Origin of the sequence: Stieleria marina (assembly GCA_007741555.1) — a bacterium.
Classification (GTDB): domain Bacteria; phylum Planctomycetota; class Planctomycetia; order Pirellulales; family Pirellulaceae; genus K23-9.
In genome coordinates this window covers 7,813,040-7,833,297 of the sequence record CP036526.1, presented here as the reverse complement: position 1 = coordinate 7,833,297, position 20,258 = coordinate 7,813,040, and the positions used below count along the sequence as shown (strand labels likewise).

General features: G+C 55.1%; 15 protein-coding genes. 5 read left to right on the top strand and 10 right to left on the bottom strand.

Annotated elements, in window-relative coordinates; genetic code table 11:
* Positions 1-125: 125 nt before the first annotated feature.
* Positions 126-1,442, bottom strand: coding sequence for an amidohydrolase family protein (locus K239x_RS27720; protein WP_419189470.1), 1,317 nt, complete (start codon positions 1,440-1,442; stop codon positions 126-128).
* Complete coding sequence (locus tag K239x_RS27715; RefSeq protein ID WP_145421729.1) at positions 1,439-4,690, bottom strand: amidohydrolase family protein; 3,252 nt, start codon at positions 4,688-4,690, stop codon at positions 1,439-1,441. Before K239x_RS27715 ends, K239x_RS27720 begins: the two co-directional genes overlap by 4 nt.
* 147 nt (positions 4,691-4,837) lie before the next feature.
* Between K239x_RS27715 and K239x_RS27710 the strand changes: the two genes are divergently transcribed.
* Positions 4,838-6,349, top strand: coding sequence for a sulfatase (locus K239x_RS27710; protein WP_473163555.1), 1,512 nt, complete (start codon positions 4,838-4,840; stop codon positions 6,347-6,349).
* Between the two features lie 8 nt (positions 6,350-6,357).
* On the opposite strand, the gene K239x_RS27705 is transcribed toward K239x_RS27710, so the two are convergent.
* The 5 genes from K239x_RS27705 to K239x_RS27685 form a co-directional block, all read right to left on the bottom strand.
* The gene (locus K239x_RS27705; RefSeq protein ID WP_145421723.1) at positions 6,358-7,416 is read right to left on the bottom strand and encodes an EF-hand domain-containing protein; all 1,059 of its coding nucleotides are present in this window, start codon (positions 7,414-7,416) and stop codon (positions 6,358-6,360) included.
* Positions 7,417-7,443: 27 nt separating this feature from the next.
* A complete protein-coding gene (locus tag K239x_RS27700; protein ID WP_145421721.1) occupies positions 7,444-7,683 on the bottom strand; it encodes a hypothetical protein in 240 nt (79 codons plus the stop codon).
* Positions 7,684-7,874: 191 nt separating this feature from the next.
* On the bottom strand, positions 7,875-9,692 hold the full coding sequence (locus K239x_RS27695) for a biotin/lipoyl-containing protein (protein WP_419189469.1): 1,818 nt from the start codon (positions 9,690-9,692) through the stop codon (positions 7,875-7,877).
* Positions 9,693-9,746: 54 nt separating this feature from the next.
* On the bottom strand, positions 9,747-10,919 hold the full coding sequence (locus K239x_RS27690; RefSeq protein ID WP_419189468.1) for a sodium ion-translocating decarboxylase subunit beta: 1,173 nt from the start codon (positions 10,917-10,919) through the stop codon (positions 9,747-9,749).
* A gap of 101 nt (positions 10,920-11,020) precedes the next feature.
* Positions 11,021-11,329: an OadG family protein gene (locus tag K239x_RS27685; protein WP_145421712.1), complete on the bottom strand. Its 309-nt coding sequence runs from the start codon at positions 11,327-11,329 to the stop codon at positions 11,021-11,023.
* A 304-nt stretch (positions 11,330-11,633) separates the two neighbouring features.
* Here K239x_RS27685 and K239x_RS27680 point away from each other — a divergent pair, with 304 nt between their 5' ends.
* A complete protein-coding gene (locus tag K239x_RS27680) occupies positions 11,634-14,711 on the top strand; it encodes a DUF7133 domain-containing protein (protein ID WP_145421709.1) in 3,078 nt (1,025 codons plus the stop codon).
* Between the two features lie 2 nt (positions 14,712-14,713).
* Positions 14,714-15,631: a sugar phosphate isomerase/epimerase family protein gene (locus K239x_RS27675; RefSeq protein ID WP_145421706.1), complete on the top strand. Its 918-nt coding sequence runs from the start codon at positions 14,714-14,716 to the stop codon at positions 15,629-15,631.
* Between the two features lie 157 nt (positions 15,632-15,788).
* On the opposite strand, the gene K239x_RS27670 is transcribed toward K239x_RS27675, so the two are convergent.
* Positions 15,789-17,045 carry a dipeptidase gene (locus tag K239x_RS27670; protein WP_145421703.1) on the bottom strand — a complete coding sequence of 419 codons (1,257 nt, stop codon included), beginning with the start codon at positions 17,043-17,045 and terminating at the stop codon, positions 15,789-15,791.
* A 45-nt stretch (positions 17,046-17,090) separates the two neighbouring features.
* Here K239x_RS27670 and K239x_RS27665 point away from each other — a divergent pair, with 45 nt between their 5' ends.
* Positions 17,091-17,768 (top strand): bifunctional 4-hydroxy-2-oxoglutarate aldolase/2-dehydro-3-deoxy-phosphogluconate aldolase, encoded by a 678-nt coding sequence (locus K239x_RS27665; protein ID WP_145421700.1) that lies wholly within the window; start codon positions 17,091-17,093, stop codon positions 17,766-17,768.
* A gap of 106 nt (positions 17,769-17,874) precedes the next feature.
* Complete coding sequence (locus tag K239x_RS27660; protein ID WP_145421697.1) at positions 17,875-18,963, top strand: sugar kinase; 1,089 nt, start codon at positions 17,875-17,877, stop codon at positions 18,961-18,963.
* Positions 18,964-18,989: 26 nt separating this feature from the next.
* Here K239x_RS27660 and K239x_RS27655 read toward each other — a convergent pair whose 3' ends face one another.
* Together K239x_RS27655 and K239x_RS27650 are read right to left on the bottom strand one after the other, a co-directional pair.
* Positions 18,990-19,271, bottom strand: a complete 282-nt coding sequence (locus K239x_RS27655; protein ID WP_145421694.1) for a hypothetical protein — start codon at positions 19,269-19,271, stop codon at positions 18,990-18,992.
* Complete coding sequence (locus K239x_RS27650) at positions 19,271-20,233, bottom strand: SMP-30/gluconolactonase/LRE family protein (protein WP_145421691.1); 963 nt, start codon at positions 20,231-20,233, stop codon at positions 19,271-19,273. Before K239x_RS27650 ends, K239x_RS27655 begins: the two co-directional genes overlap by 1 nt.
* Positions 20,234-20,258: the final 25 nt, after the last annotated feature.

The following is a 20,258-nucleotide window of genomic DNA, read 5'->3' as shown; positions in this document are numbered from 1 at the left end:
GACGCCATTGAGTTCACAAGTCTGAATCCGGCAAATTCAAGAAATCACGCCGCTTCACGCCTTTGAGAACGATTTGCCTGGGGCTCACAGGGAGTTCGCCCGGTGGGTCAAAGGGACGTCGATGCTTAGCGGGAATACTTCTTGCGATATTTTTCGTACAGCGTTTTGTGTCGACTGCCTAAGTCGACTTCGCGGCCACCAATCCATGCTTGGACGATGTTGGTCGAAGTCTCCAGGATGTCGCCATCTGCAATCACCAATGTCGCGTCCTTGCCGACGGTGATCGATCCGATCCGATCGGCAACGCCCAGAATTTCGGCAGCCGACAGTGTGATGCTGCGGACGGCCTGATTGCGTGACAATCCGTATGCGACAGCGTTGCCAGCGTGATAGGGCAGGTTCCGTGCTGCCGCTGCGCCGCCAGGCGAACCGGCTCCCGCGCCGCCGATGCAGTAACGAATGCCGGCAGTCTGTAGTCGCGCCGGGAGCGTATAGGCAGTGTCGTAAGCATCATTTCGACGCATCGGCAGACGATAGACGCTGCCGACAATCACTGGCACGTCGTAGTTGATCAATAGTTCTGCGCAGTGCGGAGCATCGTAGCCACCGTAAATAATCAACTTCAGCTGATGACTTTGCGCCCATGCGATCGCTGATTCGATGGTCGCTTGATCGTTTGCTTGAGCAATCAGCGGATACTTCCCCGCGATCACGGCCAGCAAGCTTTCCAATCGTACGTCGGTTGGCGTGTCTGACGGATTTGCTTGGCGACCTTCACCGTACCGCGTGGCTTCGGCGATCAATGCACTAAATTCCTCGTGCCGTTCAGTTCGCTTGGCAATTCGTTTCTTGTCATCTTGATCAGTCGGTTCCATCCATCGCCAGTCAACGTACAAGCCCGCTGGCGAAAGCAGTGTCATGTCGGCGACCGTCCATCCGTCCAAATTGATGACGGCTGTCTGGCCGCGTAGGAATCGGCCGCGTGGCGCAGTCATTGCCGTCAAAACGCCACCGGCTCTCGCCACTGGAATCAATTCACTGTCGGGATTCACCGCCACCCAAGACTTGACGTTTGGATTGCGCTCGCCACGTTCGGTCGTATCGGACGTTTCCTCGACGGCATTGATTTCTCGCAGTCCAAGATCCGTGATCGGTTCGATCAATCCCGGGTAGACGTGCATGTCGCCGGCTTGGATCTCGATCGCTTTGGCTGGTACCACGACCGCTTTTCCGACCGCGGTGATTTTGCCTTGCTCAAATAACACACTGCCATTTTCGATCGTCGGACCGTCGACCGTGTGAATGGTCGCTCCCTTGATAACGATCGGGCGTTGTTGCTGTTTGCCGGGAACTTGATCGTGGGCGACCGACAGCGATGGAGCTGTCATCACGACACAGACGGCAATAGCGAGTCGCACTTGACTGTAGATTGTGGTTCTCATTGACGTCGCTCCGATTGTGTGTGGTTGTGGTAGTTTTGACCGGTGGCGGTGCAGTACACGTCGTGTCGCGCCCAGCGGTCTTCTTCATCCACGTCTTTGGACTTTGTGTCCGATTTGGAGGGACTTTTGTCGTCAAGGATTTTCTGAACCAAGGTTGCGTGCAGTCGCCCGTCACGCTCCCGCATTTGGCGATCACTTTCCAAATCGAAGAGCTTCCTTCCGTCGATCCATGTTTGTTCACAGCGAGTGGTCGTTGACATTGGCGGCCCGCTCCAGATCACCAGATCGGCATGCTTTCCTGGTTCCACCGAGCCAACGAATTCATCGATTCGCAGTTGTTTTGCAGGGTTGAGCGTCACAAATTTCAGAGCTTCCTGGGCCGAAACGCCGCCGTACTTCATCGCCTTGGCCGCTTCGGTATTCAAATGCCTAGCAAGCTCGCGGTCGTCGCTGTTGAATGAAACGACGATTCCTTGGTCATGCATTAATGCGCCGTTGTACGGAATCGCGTCGAACACCTCGAACTTGTACGCCCACCAGTCCGAGAACGAAGACGCCATCGCACCATGGCGTTTCATGCGGTCAGCCACTTTGTAGCCTTCCAAAATATGCTGCAGTGTTCCAATCCGAATGCCGAACTCTTCCAGCAAATCCAGCGTTGCGACGATCTCATCTTGCCGATAACTGTGGCAATGAATCCAGCGTTCGCCGCGTTGGACTTCTGACATCGCGTCGAGTTGTAAATCGCGGCGTGGCGGCAGGCCATCACGTTTGCCATTGCGGTAGTCACGTTTTGCCCGGTCATACTCGCGAGCGGCAAGCAGCTGATCTCGCATCAACTGTTCCACGCCCATCCGAGTGTTGGGGTAGCGACTCTGGTTACGTTTGACATTTTCGCCCAGAGCGAACTTGATTCCGGCGGGAGCCTGAGTCATTCGCAGATCATTCATCCCCTGCCCCCAGCGAAGTTTGATGACTTGGTTCTGTCCCCCGATCGGATTGGCGGATCCGTGCAAAATGTTGGACGTGGTCACACCGCCCGCCAGTTGCCGGTAGATCGTGATGTCGGTGTGGTCAATGAAATCGCCGATGCGTACTTCGGCTGTGACAGCTTGCCCCGATTCGTTGACGCCGCCGTCGGTCGCCATGTGCGAATGGCAGTCGATTAGTCCTGGAGTGAGATGCTTGCCGTTGGCATTGATCACGGTGCAGCCGTCGGGCACAGCCAGTTTCCGGCCAACGGAGACGAACTTTCCGTCACGAATCAAAACGTCGGCCGAATCCAGAATCCCCTCTTCGCCGCAGGTCCATACCGTCGCGTTGCGAAATAAAACGGTCGTGGCGGCGGCAATCGGTTCGGATCGACCATGAGCCCCCAGCGGGTACAACAGTGGCGTGTGGCTTGCCAAGCTTTCATCGGGGTCTTCGTCCGGCTTCTTTGTGTCTTTTTCCGAATCGGTTTTGTCATCTGCTTCTGGATCGACGAACGCAATTTTCAGCGTCTGTGTTTCTCCGTCAGGCAATCGGATCGAACCGAACGCCGTCATGACGTCATCTCCTTCGTCCACGCTGATGATCGAAAGCTGCGAAATGCCGCTTTCAAATGCATCGCTTAGATCGCTGAGCCGAACACTCGCCTGGAGTCGGTCCTTCTGACGAACGATCTGTTTCAATTCTGCTGATTTAGCCTTGGAACTCTCTGCGGACGCTTTTTCAGCGTCGGTGTCGCTTTCGGCAACGGCATCCGCGTCGTCGGTATCTTCATCTTCGTCCGTGTCGTTCTTTTCGGCGACTTCTTCCGTGTCACCGTCTTGCCCGGTGGCCAGGATTTTGGCGAGCTGTCCGGCAAGTTTCTCGCCCTTTTGACTGATGTTGAGATGTGCTTCGACTTGGCTGTCGCCTGCGTCGAAGGTAAGCAACCAACGACCGATTAGGCTGTCGCTGGACTTAGGTTTGGGCGGTGAAATGCGAAATTGTTTGCCTGCGACCCAAGTTTCAAGCACCTTGGTTTTTTTGTCGAACAAGTCGCCATCGGTGATGACTAAGTTTGCCAACATGCCAGCGCGAACTTGTCCCACCGAATCGTCAATGGTGAGCAGCTTGGCCGGGGTCGTCGTCATCGCAGCCAATGCGGTGTCAGGATCCAAGCCACGCGAGACAGCAAGCCGAACTTGCTTTAAGAAGTCTTTGACGTTTTCTAGTCCGTCGGTCGTCAAACAAATGACTGCGCCTTGAGCTGCAAGCCGACCGGGATTCTCGGGGGCCAAGTCCCAGTGCATCAGTTCTTGCAGAGAAACATTGCGTGCCGCCGCTGCATCGGAGACTTTGGGTTTGTCGGCGAACTTAACTGGCAAAAGAATCGGATGGCCAGCCGCAACAATCGCGTCCAGGTCCCGGTACTCGCGGCCGGACCCTCGAAGTGCAATGCTGAGCGAAAATTCCTTTGCAATCGCATCAGCGCGTAGTGCCATGCGCTCGTTGGGGGCATCGACAATGAAAGTTTGGTTCGTGATCGTGTTCTGAAGACTGGCCAGGGCTAGATTGGTCTCCGGACGCGGCAGAATCGGGTTCGCGCGATAAGCCCTCCATGCGTCGCCGTACCAGGTCGCATCGTAGAGCGTTTGTCGGAGCAGCGCGACTGCCCCCATGGGTGAATTGGGATAACTGCTTCGAGGCCGATTCTTGGGGACGGTTAGCGAAACATGCTGCCAAGGTGCGCTCCGCATCAAGAGTCGCCCGCTGTCGGTATCGCCAGCCAGGACAATGGAGCTGCTGCCTTTGATGATCCCATGCTCAGGGGCGACGACGCGAACAGTGATTCCCTGTGAGCGAGTTTTTTCAAATTCTTTCTTTGCTTCATCAACCACCACATGAGCACTTCGTTGCGGTGTAACGTTGCTGTTCCAATGGCCCGATTCGTTCTCGTTCGGACGTGGGACCTCCAGCTCGCTGTACGCGTCGATCAATCCGGGGTAGATGGTTTGACCACTGCAATCAATAGTTAGAAACCCAGCTGGAATCGAAGCCTGTTCGGCGACTTTGATGATCGCGGTGTCTTGAATTAGGACGGTCGCGTTTGCGATCACTTGACCAGGCTGAACAACGACCCGCGCATTGGTCAACGCGAACTTCTGTGGACGGTTGTCGCGCAGACCCTCGGTAGGCTTGGCGGCGACATCACTTTGCGCACTCGCGACTTGGATCAAGCCAAGCGTAATCGCGAACATCAATAGAACCAACGACCGCATGTTTCCCCCTTGCAGTTTTTCATTTCCCGGCAGTGGACCTTAGGATAGTTCGCGGGGAGTTGGAGTGGGACGTTTCGGGTCATCGACCGGCAATTTTCGTGGGATCACTCGGGCATCCTCTACGCTAGAATGGCCCCGAATTCGTCCGTGTCAGCCGTTAACGAGATCTCCATGATGTATCGCACGCGATTGCTAGTTTGTTTGCTATTTGTTGGGGCATGGGTTTCAACCCAAACTGCGCTGGCGGCTGATGCCAAAGTGGACCGCCAACGTAACGTTTTGTTCATCATCTCCGATGACCTGACCGCGACGGCGCTTTCGTGCTACGGCAACACGGTTTGCCAAACACCCAATATTGACGCGATTGCTGCGAAGGGAACGCGATTCACGCGGGCGTATTGCCAGGGAACCTACTGTGGACCGTCGCGGGCATCGTTTATGTCGGGCTACTACCCGCACGCCACGGGAACGTTGGGCTACAAGAACCCCCGTCCGCAGATTGGCGATCGCGCGATGTGGTCTCAGCACTTCAAAGACAACGGCTACTACGCGGCGCGAGTCAGCAAGATTTTTCACATGGGTGTCCCTGGCGGCGTTGAAATCGGCGGCGACGGTCGGGATCACAATCAATACAACGGCGCCGACGATGCTCTTTCTTGGACGGAACGTTTCAATAGCCCCGGACCTGAATGGAAAGCGCCTGGCGATGGTGAGACGTTGGAAAGCAATCCGGATGGCAAGCGGCCAGTTGTCGGTGGCAACACGTTTGTGGTCGTCGAAGCGGACGGAGACGACGAAGTTCACTCTGATGGCATGACCGCAGCGAAAGTTTCGGAATTGATTTTGACGCATCGCGAAAGAAATGGCGATCAACCGTTTTGGTTGGGGGTCGGTTTTGTGCGACCGCACGTTCCCTTCGTGGCGCCCCGAAAATACTATCCGCCATTTAAACCCTATTCATCAATGTCGCTGCCCGGGAAAGTTGCCGGCGACTGGGATGATATTCCCAAAGCAGGCATCAACTACAAAACCAGCGTGAACATGAAGATGGATCTTCGTAGGCAGCGAAAAGCGGTCGGCGGCTACTACGCTTCGGTCGCCTTTATGGATGCACAAGTTGGAAAAGTGATGTCGGCGCTGAAAAAATCCGGCATGGCTGACAACACGATCGTGATCTTTACAAGCGATCACGGCTATCACCTGGGCGAGCATGATTTTTGGGCCAAGGTTTCGTTGCGAGACGAGTCCGCCGCGGTTCCGCTCATCATCAGTGTGCCGGGGAAAGAACCCGCGGTTTGCCACAGCCTGACTGAACTGATCGACTTGTACCCCACGACCGCTAAGCTGTGCGGTTTGGAAGTGCCTGATCGTTTGCAAGGCAAGGATATCTCGCCGTTGCTAGACGATTCGATGCTCCAAGTTCGTGATGCTGCTTTTAGTGTCGCGCCGATGCGAAAAGGCTTTTTGCTTCGTGAAGACCGGTGGGCCTACATTCAATACCGCGAAGACGCGTCCAAGGGGATTGAGTTGTTCGATTGCAAGAACGATCCAAAGCAGTACACCAATTTGGCGGACGATCCCGAACACGCGGATCTGGTCGCAGAATTCAAAGTGAAACTGGCCGACAAATTGCGTGAACTTCGTAGCAACGATCTGTAGTCGACGCGTTACCTGCGCCGCGACATCATCTGCGTAAATTCACTGCGGTCCAGCGAGCCGTTGCCGTTTTTGTCCGCACGCGGCAGCATTTGTCGCATGGGCGGCGGGACTTCGTTTGCCGATAGTTCGCCGTCGCCATTTCGATCTCGTTGGTCAAACATCTCTGAGCTGCGTGATGTTCCCTCAGGCGATCCGCGCCTCGCGCCCGCTCGAGATCGGCCACCTCGCGAGCGGCCTGCTCCGCCACTTCGTCGGCTGCCACCATCCTGATCGCGTTCGGCTGTCACGATGTATGTTTGGGTGACCGGCTTGCAAAAGGTCTCTGCATCGTCACAAGCAAAGTACTTTACCGTGATTTTGAGTACGCCCTGCGTATTGCCTGACACGTCCAACAGAAACTCTCGTGGATCGGAATCCGAATCGACTTTGACCGGGGACGCCTTTCCCGACGATGGCGAAATCGTAAGGCCATCGGGCACTTCGATCGAATACTCCAGTGGCGCGGCCTTGTTGTTCCAGTGAACCTTGTAGAGCGGATCAAGGAAAAATCCAAGGTACAGCTGTTGGCCCGATGATTCGACGCGCAGTTTTGCGTAATGGGGGACGCCGGGAGTTGTGATCGTCTCCATTTTCAACGGCTGCATCTGGCTTGGCAGCGTCAAGCGTTTAACCACGCCAGACGCGGGTTTGGTGATCGGCGCCAGTTTCTTCATTTCCAAATCAGCAACACGAGTTGGTTGGGCAACTTTTCCGACCAAGTCTTCTAAATCGCTTCGCAGTTGCGTTGGGTTGCTCCAGCTTCTGGCGATGATGACTTTGCCGTTCTGGTCGATCACAAATTCAGAGTTGGGGCGGTCACCCAAAGCATGTTTCAGATCGTTTTCCATCGAGTCGCAAACCCAAGGAATTTTTGTTCCCAGCGTTCGCTTGGCTTCGGAAATGTGCATCAAGCGTTCTTCTAAATTGAACGGCGCGACATAGCCGTTATTTTCGGGGTGAGCGAGTGCTTTGTAGACGTAAAAAAACTTGACGCCTTTGGTCGAAAAATCTTGAAAGACCGTTTCCAAACTGGGAACGTTACGAAGAAAAGGCGGTCAGGTAAGGCATCCAAATACCACGACGGAATAGCTGCCGCGGAGCGATGCGGTTGAGAAAGCATCGCCGGCTTCATCAAATACCTTGACCGTCGGCAGAGTTGATCCTGGTTTGATTGACAGTTCGCCACCACCGCGCTGAGTGCGAGTTGCTTGCGAATAGGCAGGCGTCGTCGCGATGCAAAACGCACTCATCAGCATCAGAGAGAGTCGCGTTATGCGCGTTCTGGAAATTGACAATGGACTGTCCTTTGATGAGCGTGTGCCGGAAAGGGAAGCGCGTTTCCCTGCTCATTACAACACGCCCAAAAGGCAGCAGTTTCGCGATAAAGCCAGATTTACTGGCTTCGCACTTTGCACAGCAACCTCCAATTGCAGGCAAACCGCGTGTTGCTGGCGTCAATTCGCAGTCATCAACCCAGCATGAGCGACTAGACGCGTATCGTGGCCAAAACGTCGCCCGTCGCGACTTGTGCTCCGACACCGACGTTGACTTTGTCGACGATGCCATCAACGGGAGACGGCACTTCCATTTCCATTTTCATCGCTTCAAGGATCAAGATCGCATCGCCTTCGTGGACCGTGTCACCTGGGTGCAAAATCTGTTTGTAGACGGCGCCGGGCATTTGTGCGACGACGTCGGTCGTTTGTCCTGACGAACTGGCCGGTGTGGCAGACGGGGCGTCACCACTGCTGGGTTTGATGCCGACGCGATAGACCTTGCCGTCGACCGTGACAACGTCGTCTTCCACCGCCATGAAAAACTCTTTGTTGTTCACGGTGACGTTGTACTTCGCGGTTCCACCTGCTGCAGCGGTCGCCGCAGGTGCCGAATCCGCCTTGGGGTCTTTTTTGCGAACTCCGGTGACCGCTTCACCCTTCAGGAATCGAATGCCTTTTTCTTTGCAGGCTGCAGCGATGAAAATGTTTTCGTCAGTGACGGGTAGCCCGGCCTCTTTCAGAGCCTTTTTCGCAGGCGCGATGCCCTTGGTTGGATCTGCGTCGTTTATTTCCAGCACAGGTCTGGTGGTTGGCTCCAGCCCCAGTTGGTCTTTGGCCAGTTGGATGATCTCGGCGTCAGGCTGAACGGGAGTCTTTCCAAAGTAGCCCAGCACCATCTTGCCGTAGGGTTCAGCGATCTTTTTCCATGGGCCGAACATCACGTTGTTAAACGCTTGTTGAAAATAGAATTGCGAAACCGGCGTGACGGATGTGCCGTAGCCGCCTTTTCGGACCACGTCGCTCATCGCCATGATGATTTCGGGATACTTCTCCATGATGTTGTTGTCGCGAAGCATCTGCGTGTTCGCCGTCAGAGCTCCACCGGGCATCGGGCTCCAAGGAATCAACGGTTCCACTGCGGTCGCTTCGGGCGGCAAGAAGTAATCGCTCATGCAGTCCTTGAAGACTTCTTCTGCCTCGCGCACTTTCTCGACGTCGACATCCAATTCGTACTCGGTGCCCCGGAGTGCATGCCACATCACCAAAACATCTGGTTGGCAGGTTCCACCACTACACGGTGCCATCGACAGATCGATCGCGTCGGCGCCCGCATCGATTGCGGCCTTATTTGCCAGCACGCTGACACCCGCGGTTTCGTGGGTGTGAAAATGGATGAACGCATCGGAGGGCAGCATTTTTCGTGCGGCCTTGATCGTGTCGTAGACTTTGGCCGGAGCGGCGGTGCCTGATGCGTCCTTGAAACAGACCGCATCGAAGGGAATGTCGGCGTCAAGGATTTGTTGCAGCGTTGATTCGTAAAACGCCGCATCGTGTGCGCCGCTACAGCCCGGAGGTAGTTCCATCAGCGTCACGCAGACTTGGTGTTTCAAGCCAGCATCGGTGATGCACTTGCCGCTGTAGACCAAGTTGTTGACGTCGTTGAGCGCGTCGAAGTTGCGAATCGTTGTCATGCCGTGTTTTTTGAACAGATCGGCATGCAGTTTGACGATGTCGCTGGACTGAGAGTCCAGGCCGACGACGTTCACACCACGAGCAAGGGTTTGCAGGTTTGCGTCGGGACCGGCCGTTTCACGGAACGCGTCCATCATGTCAAACGCATCTTCGTTGCAATAAAAATACAACGATTGAAAGCGGGCACCGCCGCCTGCTTCGAACCAATTGATGCCCGCATCACGCGCCGCTTCGACGGCCGGCAGGAAATCTTTGGTGAAAACACGGGCGCCGAAAACGGACTGAAATCCGTCGCGGAACGCGGTGCACATGAACTTGACGGTTTTCTTTGCCACAGTGTTATCCCTTGTCGAAACCGGTGGGCGAAATCCCACCACACTCATCTAGATTTATCGCGCCAGTTCGGCCCACAGCACACCAGCGGCGATCGCGCTGCCAATCACTCCCGCCACATTTGGGGCCATGGCGTGCATTAGCAAAAAGTTATTCGGGTCTTCTTGTTGCCCGACCATTTGCACTACGCGTGCTGAATCGGGCACCGCTGAAACTCCGGCGGCTCCCACCAGTGGGTTGATTTTGTCTGTCAAAAACAGATTCATGAACTTGGCAAACAACACACCGCCCGCGGTCGCCACCGCAAACGACAAAGCGCCCAATCCAAAAATCAACAGTGACTCTTTCTGCAAAAACTGACTCGCTTGGGTGCTCGCGCCCACGGAGAATCCCAGCAGGATCGTGACGATATCGACGAAGGCTGTTCTCGCGGTATTAGCCAATCGCTCTGTAACCAAGCTCTCTTTTAGCAGGTTGCCAAAGAACAGCATGCCCAGCAGGACGATGGCACCCGGTGCGATCATGGCGCAGATCAGGAACGCCGCAACGGGAAAGATCATCTTCTCCCGTTTGGACACCTTGCGCGGCGGTTTCATCTTGATCCGACGTTCTTCGCGTGACGTCAGCAGTTTCATGATCGGGGGCTGGATGACGGGAACCAGTGCCATGTAGCTGTAAGCCGCAATCGCGATCGCGCCGAGCAAATGCGGTGCAAGTTTTGATGACAGGAAAATTGCCGTTGGCCCATCCGCGCCTCCAATGATGCCGATCGCTCCGGCCTCGTTGAAGTTGAAGTCAAGGAACAGCGCCCCCAGAAACGTTGCAAAGACGCCGACTTGAGCGGCCGCGCCCAGCAAGATCAGCTTGGGGTTGGACAGCATCGTGGAAAAGTCGGTCATCGCGCCGATGCCCAAAAAAATCAGCGGCGGATAGAGGCCTTGGCTGACCCCAAAATAGATGTAGCTCAGCACGCTGCCGGGAATGTACTGGATGGCACCGTTTTCGTCGGTGATCCAATGATGCGCGTCGTAAACACTGAGTCCCATGCCTTCGATCACAGGAATATTGCCAACGATCGCTCCCATCCCAATGGGGACCAGCAGCAATGGTTCATAGTCTTTGGTGATCGCCAAAAAGATAAACACGATTCCGATCAGAATCATGATGGCGTTGCCGAACGAAATCGAAAAGAATCCGGTCGTCTTGATAAATTCCAGCAGGATTTCCATCAGGGTCGTTCCAGTCTTTGCGCCTGCATGGGCAAGTACCCATGGGTAAATTCGATAGCGGCGGAGTTGCGGCGAGCGGGAAAATTCATTTCGTTAGCGAGTCAATCTTTGTTTTGCAGACGTGAGTGCAGAACAAAACCGATCGCGGCCAATACCGCATCGTCGTCGGCCACCTGGCTTTCAGGATGCGACTGCGAATTGGCAGTCCGAACATGCGGGTCTTCGCTCTCGGGAACGAAGCGTTCGACAATCGCCAGAAGTTTCGGTAAGGCCGAAATAAACGCGATGATCAGCAAAAGAGCAAAAGCAACAATCGCCATTCCGGTGATCGCGATCGCAATGCCTCGCGCCGCTATGCTTTCAGCCAATATCGTGTTGGCCAACACCATCGCGACGGTTACCAATTGCATTAACGAGTGACTCCGGAAATGTTAAAAAATGTCCATTCATCGGTTGTAGGACAGGATTATCCCGAACCGGACGGGCATAGGATATCTCAATGCGGCGCTAATTTCATCCCGACAAGTGGCATAAAAATCATGCCCGGGAGATCCAAGCGGTTAGCCGCAGCGTTCCCATTTAGTCCATCGGCAACAACCGGCAATTAGCTTAGTCGGAGCTCGCTGGTTTGCAGTTCACATCGTTGTCGCTGCGCGCTGGAGATTTTGCCTAGCTACAATTTGTCGCAGTTCCTCTATCTCCGTGGATTTTTGAATGCTTCGCTTTGCCCTTTGTCTCGCAGTGGTTTCTTTCGTCGCGGGACGATCGTTGTCGCAAGACCTGACAAAACTAGATCTGACGCGTGCGGGCAACGAAAAGGTCGCCGAGATCATGAAGACCTACGGGGGTCGCGGAGTCATGGCCGACGAATCCGACCCGACGGCGGCCTCCCAGGCAGTAAGTGAATTCGACGTGCGTGAAGGGTTGGAGATCGAATTGGTTGCCAGCGAGCCCCATGTTTCGCAGCCGCTGTTTCTGTCCTGGGATTCTCGTGGCCGAATGTGGGTCGTGCACTACAAGCAGTACCAATTTCCCGCTGGACTGAAAGTCGTTCGTTACGACCAACATCTTCGAGCCGTCTTTGATCGGGTCCCCGATCCGCCGCCACATGGCACGCCGGGGTTGGACAAGATCACCGTGCACAGCGACACCGATGGCGACGGACGATACGACACCCAAAAAGACGTCATCACAGGTCTGAACATCGCCAGTAGCGTTGCGGTTGGCCGCGGTGGCATCTGGGTTCTGAATCCACCGTATCTGCTTTTTTATCCTGACGCGGACCGAGACGATGTTCCCGATGGTGATCCCGAAGTTCATCTGTCCGGGTTCGGATTGCAGGATACCCATTCAGTAGCCAATAGCATGATGTTCGGTCCGGACGGTTGGCTGTACGGATGCAATGGCAGCACAACGGTCGGCGATGTAAGTTCGGCTGTGACCAAGGGAGTTCGATTCCAAGGACAGTGTGTTTGGCGCTATCACCCCACGACGAAAGTGTTTGAAATCTATGCCGAAGGCGGTGGCAACACTTTCAGTTTGGACATCGATTCGAAAGGCCGCGTTTTCACAGGAACCAATGGCGGCAACACGCGCGGTTGGTACTTTCCGCAAGGAAGCTACAGTGCCAAGAATTGGGGCAAACACGGACCGCTAACCAATCCCTACGCCTTCGGTTACTTTTCGCCGATGAAATTCAAAGGCGATGGGCGACGTTTTCCCCAAGCGTTTTGCATTTATGAAGGTGGACTGTTGTCCGATGAGTTCAATGGCAACATCATCGCGCCCAATGCGATGCACAACTTGGTTTGGGACAGCCGGCGAATCGCAGACGGATCCACGTATCGCACCGAAGACAACGCGAATTTGTTGGAGAGCCCTGATCGATGGTTTCGTCCCGTCTACGCCGGCGTTGGTCCTGACGGCGCGGTCTACATCGCCGACTGGTACGACACGCGGCTCAGTCACGTTAGCCCTATCGACGACTGGCACAAAGAAAGCGGTCGCGTCTATCGCGTGATGCCAAGTGGTTCCAATCCCGCGTACGACCAAGGCGATTTGCATCAGTTGTCCAGCAACCAGCTGATTGCTCTGTTTGATCATCCGAATAAATGGGTGCGACAGCGAGCGGTACTGGAGCTTGGCTGGCGGGGCGAAAAGAGCGACCAAGCACGAGGCGACAAGACAATCGTCCAGCAATTGGATGATCGCATTACCAACGACGCGTCCTTGGAATCACTTTGGGCGCTAAATCTAATCGGAGAATTGTCAGTCGATCGGGCTGGCAAGTGGATCCGCCATCCCGACGCAGACATCCGCCGCTGGATTGTACGGTTGTTAGGTGATCGCCACGAAAGTCACCCGCAGTTGGCTGCGCTGGCCAGAAACGAAACCGACCTGCAGGTTCGAAGTCAGCTCGCGGCGTCGGCAAAACGAATGAACGCCGACGATGCGTTCGGGATTCTGCCGGGGCTTTTCAGTCGCGACGAAAATGCAGGCGACGACCAAGCGGACGATCCGCATTTGCCGCTGATGAATTGGTGGGCATTGGAGGCGCATGCAGAGTCGTACCAGCACGTTGCCGATCTTTTCTCCGATCCGGTGTTTTGGAGACAGCCCATGGTCCAGCGTCACATCATCGCTCGGTTAATGCAGCGTTACGCAGCTAGCGGAACCGAAGCTGATTTGCAGCAAGCCGCCCGATTGATGGAACTAGCACCCGATGACCAATCCAAAGCAGAACTGATCACGGGGCTCAACCGTGCTTTTCAAGGAAGGGCGATTCCAAAACTGCCCGATGTATTGACCACCGAACTATCGAAGTACCAAGCGGAAATGGGTGAATCGAATTTGGTGCTAGGGCTGCGTCAGGGAGACGAAAAAGCGATCAAACAGGCAATCGCAGCCATCACCAATCCCTCGGCTGATTTAGGACTGCGACTGGAGCTCGCCAGTGTTTTTGGCGAAGTCAATCGACCCGATGCGATCAAGTCGCTGTTGGGCTTGGCGACTGGTAGTCGGACCAGCGAGCCTGCCTTGCAGCGAGTCGCGATTCGTTCCTTAGGACAGTACGACAACGATTCGATCCCCCGGTCATTGGTGTCTGCGATGGGCAGCAAGATTTCTGCCGAACATGGGCTGCGCGCGACGGCGTGTCGGACCCTGGCCAGTCGACCTCAGTGGGCAAAGGTATTGCTGGATGAACTGTCCGAGTGGCGCATCAAGCGGGAACAAATTCCGCCGGATGTGATTCAGCAGGTTCGCAGCTATGACGACCCGGAAATTGTCGCTGGCGTCGAAAAGGTATTTGGAAAGGCGCTTCAAGTCGCTTCGCCCGATAAGATTGCCGAGATGAAACGTCTGAAATCAGTGGTCGCTGCCGAACCGGGCGACGTCGCCGCAGGGCGAGTGCTGTTTGCCAAACGCTGTGGGATTTGCCATCAGCTTTTCGGAGAAGGAAAAAAAGTTGGTCCGCCGCTGGACGGATATGAACGCGGCAAAGTGGATTTTTGGTTGAACGGAATCGTCGAACCGAGTTTAGAAATACGCGAAGGTTTTCAGTCGTACCTGTTGCTGACCGAAGACGGTCGTGCGCTGACCGGTATGATCGCCGCTCAAGATCCAAAGACCGTCACATTGCGTAACGCGGACAATCAAACAATGGTGATAAGCCGCGAAGGCATCGAACAGCTTAGGGCACTGAAAACGTCCCTGATGCCCGACGATGTCATCAAAGACATGACCGACAAACAAATTCAAGATCTTTTTGCCTACCTTTCCCTGGGAGCCTGAACGTGCCATCGAACCAGTTCACACTTGGCCGCCGCCGATTTCTTGCCGCCACCGCTGCTTCGGCGATGGCCAGTACCCTGCTCCGCCCGCAACAGGCGACGGCGGAAGATGCATCGTCGAAGAACAAAATTTGCGTGTTCACCAAACCGTTCAATTCACTTTCGTTTGACGAATTGGCCGACAAGATCGCTGAGTTAGGTTTTGACGGAATCGAAGCTCCGATTCGCAAAGGCGGCCACATCGAAACTCAGGCGATCGCGGATGAATTACCAAAGCTGGTCGACGCCCTGCAGAAACGAAATCTTGAGATCACGTTGGCGACGTCCGATATCAATGATCCAGACGACCCTTTGACGCAAAAGTTCTTACGGACGCTTGGTACGTTAGGCATCCAGCGTTATCGAATGAAATACTTCCATTACGATTTTGATCTGTCCCTTGAGGAGCAATGGCAAGAGTGGCGGCCCAAACTGAAACAGCTCGCCGCGATGAACCACGAATATGGCGTGCAAGGTTTGTATCAAAACCACGCTGGCACCAAATATCTTGGGGCCTCGATCTGGGATCTCCGCGAAGTCATGGGGGACATCGAGCCTACCGATCTGGGCGTTGCCTTTGACATTCGCCACGCCACCGCTGAGGGCACGTCCACTTGGCCGGTCGCTTTTCGTGCGATTCAGCCCAACTTGGGGATGGTGTATGTCAAAGATTTTGCCATCCAAAACAAGAAGGTCACCAACGTGCCTTTAGGCGAAGGCTATGTCGACAAATCGTTTTTCAAGATGCTCGCCAAGACCGGTTACGCCGGGCCGATTTCACTTCACGAAGAGTATCTCGACCACCGCGATCCCGATTTGGTGCCGGCTCACTTGGCTGCGATCAAAAAAGACCTCGCCGTGCTACGTGGTTGGTTGCGTTAGGCGACGATCTCCCGTTCCACCATGCGATGCGCAAGTCGTTTTACAAACCATCAGACCACTCGCCTGCGGCATACTTTGCCCTCGCGAAAATAAGTTGTTGATGCAATCCAAGCGAGCTGCGAAGGGTAAAACGGCGGACGCATTCGTCGCCAGATCGCTACTTGGTTGCCGCTCGGAAAACTCGCATGACGTTTTCGCCGAGCACCTTCTTGATGTCTGATTCACTGTAGCCGCGGTCCAGCATTCCTTGAGTGATGACCGGGTAGCTGGCAACGTCCTCAAGCTGTTTGGGGACGGCAGGGATGCCATCGAAGTCACTTCCTAGGCCGACACTCTGAATGCCGGCGACTTTGACGACATGGTCAATGTGATCCAAGACATCGTGTACCGTGCAGCGATCGCTTCGCGGATTTCCGAGTTCCCATTTTTTGAGCTCCGCATCGGATTTTTCTTCGTCGTCCGGGAACTTGGCTCGCAGCCCGTTCTTGACTGCGATCCGTTCGGTCGACCGCATCGCATCGTAGGGATTGATAAAGTCATTGAAGAAATTGATCATCACGACACCCCCGTTTTTCTGCGTCAGTTTTAGAACGTCATCCGGCACGTTGCGAGGATGATTGGCGATCGCGAAAGCCGATGAATGCGAAAATATCACGGGCGAATCGGTCACACGTAACACGTGACGCATGCAGTCAGCCGAGACGTGAGAAATGTCGACCAGCATCCCCAGTTTGTTCATCTCTCGGACGACTTCTTCGCCAAATTCCGACAGTCCGCCGTTCTTTGGCTCGCCCGTACATGAATCAGCCCAGTCCAGTGACTCGCTGTGGGTCAGCGTCATGTAGCGTGCACCCTGCTTGTAAAGTTGTTGCAAGACGCTGAGCGAATTTTCGATGCTATGCCCGCCTTCGACTCCAATCATCGAAGCGATTTTTCCTTCTTCGCGAATTCGGTCAACGTCCGCCGCATTGAGGGCCAATTCAAAAGTGTCGGGATATCGATCGCACATTTCTTTGACCAACGCGATTTGTTCCAGCGTGGTCGACAACGCGCTGCCTTGACGGGTGGTCGATACCGGAACGTAAACGGACCAAAACTGGGCTCCAACTCCGCCAGTTCTCAGACGCTGAATGTCGGTGTGGAACTGTGGTTGAGATTTGGCGATATCGAATTGTTTGAATCGGCCATCCGTTTTGCGAATTTCCCAAGGCAAGTCGTTGTGTCCATCGACGACCGGGCTGGCAGCATGAATTTTCAGAGCGGCGCCTGTCACAATAATTTGCGGTCGATCCTTGTCCGCTTCTTGGGCCCAGCCAAAGCCAGGCAGTGAACAGAAAACGATGGCGAGTGTGCCCGCCAGCGATGAATATCGCACGGTCGATGAACTGGGGATCAGCGATGAATATCGAATCATGGTATTTTCTCTGTGGTCGCAGAATCTTGATCCAATGAATGTAGCATGAACTCACTATTTCCAAACGATACGCTCCAACGAATTCGGTCCTGCGGCGTGATCGCCGTCCTGGTCATCGATGATGCTGCCCATGCAGTTTCGCTCGCCAAGTCACTGTTGGCCGGTGGCATCGACGTGATGGAGCTGACCCTGCGAACCGATGCCGCGATCGAATCTCTCCGACGAATTCGCTCCGAAGTGCCCGAGATGATGGCGGGAGTCGGAACGATCTTGCGGGCTGATCAGATCAAAGTCGTCGCCGATGCGGGGGCTGCTTTTGGTGTTGCTCCGGGGTTCAGTCCAGGGGTCGTCAAGAGTGCACAGGACCAGGGGCTGCCTTTTGCGCCTGGGATTTTGACGCCTTCGGAAATCGAAGCGGCCGTTGAGCTTGGATGCCGCGAACTGAAAATTTTTCCTGCGCAGGCCAGCGGCGGCATGAAGTATCTAGGTAGTATTTCTGCGCCGTACAATCACCTGGGATTGCAGTACGTGCCGCTGGGTGGAATCAATGCAGCGAACATGGTCGACTACCTGCGATCACCCATCGTGCCGGCGGTAGGCGGATCTTGGATCGCAACACGGCAACTGATCGCGGAACAGCAATGGGAATCGATTGCCGCCAATGCCAAAGAAGCACGCCGCGAGGTTGATCGACTCCGAGAAGAAACCCAGGAAACAATTTAGCGGTATCGATCTGTGGCGTGGCCAGTGGAATCCGCGGCATCATCACGGATGCCGTGAGCGTGCCTTTTGCTGACGCGTCACCACCGAACTTGAGGAACACAAAACAATGAATCGAATTGTCACGTTTGGCGAAATCATGGGACGGCTGACTCCTCCTGGGTTCACGCGTTTGCGTCAGGGGTTGCCCGGAACGTTGAACGTTTCTTTCGCGGGCGCCGAAGCCAACGTGGCGGCATCGATTGCGATGCTTGGCGGTGAGTCTTCGTTTGTGACAGCGCTACCGAACAACGAACTGACCGATGCGTGCATCGCGTCGCTCCAGGCCACCGGCATGGCCAGCCACATCATTCGTACTGAATACGGGCGATTGGGCTTGTACTTTTTGGAAACAGGTGCAAACCAACGTCCTAGTCGTGTGATCTACGACCGCGATCACTCGGCTATCAGTTTGACCGATCCAGCCGCCTACGACTGGCAAGGGATTTTCGCTGGAGCAACATGGTTTCACGTGACCGGGATCACACCGGCGCTTTCGGCCGCTGCAACGCAGGCCACAGTTGATTCGGTCACAGCGGCCAAGGATGCTGGTCTGACGGTTTCGTGCGATTTGAATTTCAGAAACAAGCTTTGGCAGTGGGATGAATCAGCGACCAATCGTGAACTAGCGGGGCGCGTGATGCGAAATATCCTGCCCTTCGTCGACGTGCTAATCGCCAACGAAGAAGACTGTGGCGATGTTTTGGGGATTCGCGCCGGGCAAAGCGACGTTCATGGCGGACAGTTGGATGTTGACCGCTATCCCGACGTCGCTCGAAAGATCGTGGCTGAGTTTCCCAACGTGCAAATGGTCGCGACGACGCTACGCGAAAGTTTGTCCGCCTCCCACAATCGGTGGGGCGCCATGCTGTACGACGCAGGCAGCGACGAAGCGGAATTTGCCCCGCAGAACAGCGGGCGATATGAGCCTTATGAAATCCGCAACATCGTCGATCGCGTCGGTGGCGGAGATTCGTTTGCCGCAGGATTGATCTTTGCGTTGACGTGCGACGACTACGTTTCGCCGGCAGACGCACTGAACTTTGCTGTCGCGTCGTCGTGCTTGGCTCACAGTGTCCCGGGCGATTTTAACTACGCCAGTCGATCCGAAGTCGACGCGCTGGCAGCAGGACAGGCATCGGGCCGAGTTGTTCGATAGCGTCTGTCGCAGTGCACACCTGGTGACTAGAGATGCACCGGGATGAATCGTTTTTGCTGTCCGTCTGCGAGCGGCGGAGGTTTGGTCCACTGGATTTCTTCGCCGCTTTGAACCAGTTCTCCGAGACGCTTTTTAAATGCAGGAACAATCTTGCTCAACGCGTCGCGCTCGCTTGCCGCCGTGCATTCGATGCCGTCTAGATTCATCACTCGCGCAGCTGTGCCGGAATCGGTTTTCCAAACATAGACGATGCATCGAAACGTCGGCACATCGGCCGGTTGGTCGCTGCTGATAGGAATTTCGGGCATTAGGAAATTTCCGCTGGCACGGGCCACACTGGATTGTCATTGAGCGAGGTGAAATCGGTCTCGCCAACAAACAAGCAACCAGCGTTGGGGTTTTTAGCGCGGAGGTCACTGTCCATGCCTTCGTCCGCCGTCGTCAAAACCAATTTGATTTTGCCGTCGTGCTCGATCAGCTGTGGGCAAGTCACGCGAGGAGAGCCGGGTGTGTGCCAGACAGCCTCCAGTTCACCGCTGGCGATCCCGTACTGGCGGGCTTCACCGACCGTCGCATCGTGCGGATTGAAGATCGCGACGATCAGGCTTTTTTCGTCCGGTGTTGCGATCATGCCGTCTGGGTAAACCTCGCCATCGGTCAGGTCGACAATCGTCCGTTGTTCGCCTCGATTGCCAGCCGCAAAATCGATTTCGCAAGCCGTAATCTTCTGCGTCGGTGTGTCGATGTCGAAAAGTGTTCGCTTATCGCCATCGGCGACGATGAATTTTCCGTTGCTACAAAGCTGTGTGTTGTCCAATTGCACCAGTTCGGTTTCGCCTCGACGCAGCAGATACAAACCGCCTTTGTGGTCCTCGAAGGCGAAGTCCTTGCAGCCAAAGATCAAGTGTCCGTCGTAGCAAAGTCCGTCGTTGATCACGGTTCCGTCAACTCCGGCGTCGACACCATCGACAAACGCTTTGCTTTCGCCTGATTTGGTGTCAAAGAGCCAAAGCGAATGTTCTGCACCGACGACAAAGACTCCTTCGCGGTCAGTTGGAAACGCAAATCCGGGACGGCCTGGATGATGACACGTTGTGTTTTTACCGGTGTCGAGGTCCAGCAAGTTGACAGCGCCGACGACGGAATCTTTGCCGTGTTGAATCGACACCCACGAAAGCAACCCATTTGGATTGCGGTAGGGACCCTCGGGCAGGAAACGCAAGTCTTCCGACTCAGGCGTCAACAGAACCGTGGCTTCACGCGTAATCATGTGCTCTCTCAGCAATGCAGGCAGT

Bases quoted from the DNA above. Each gene is read 5' to 3' on its own strand.
- K239x_RS27685 (WP_145421712.1), bottom strand. From the start codon at position 11,329: ATGCAATTGGTAACCGTCGCGATGGTGTTGGCCAACACGATATTGGCT.
- K239x_RS27670 (WP_145421703.1), bottom strand. From the start codon at position 17,045: ATGATTCGATATTCATCGCTGATCCCCAGTTCATCGACCGTGCGATAT.
- K239x_RS27680 (WP_145421709.1), top strand. From the start codon at position 11,634: ATGCTTCGCTTTGCCCTTTGTCTCGCAGTGGTTTCTTTCGTCGCGGGA.
- K239x_RS27660 (WP_145421697.1), top strand. From the start codon at position 17,875: ATGAATCGAATTGTCACGTTTGGCGAAATCATGGGACGGCTGACTCCT.
- K239x_RS27650 (WP_145421691.1), bottom strand. From the start codon at position 20,233: ATGATTACGCGTGAAGCCACGGTTCTGTTGACGCCTGAGTCGGAAGAC.
- K239x_RS27655 (WP_145421694.1), bottom strand. From the start codon at position 19,271: ATGCCCGAAATTCCTATCAGCAGCGACCAACCGGCCGATGTGCCGACG.
- K239x_RS27720 (WP_419189470.1), bottom strand. From the start codon at position 1,442: ATGAGAACCACAATCTACAGTCAAGTGCGACTCGCTATTGCCGTCTGT.
- K239x_RS27665 (WP_145421700.1), top strand. From the start codon at position 17,091: ATGAACTCACTATTTCCAAACGATACGCTCCAACGAATTCGGTCCTGC.
- K239x_RS27690 (WP_419189468.1), bottom strand. From the start codon at position 10,919: ATGGAAATCCTGCTGGAATTTATCAAGACGACCGGATTCTTTTCGATT.
- K239x_RS27715 (WP_145421729.1), bottom strand. From the start codon at position 4,690: ATGCGGTCGTTGGTTCTATTGATGTTCGCGATTACGCTTGGCTTGATC.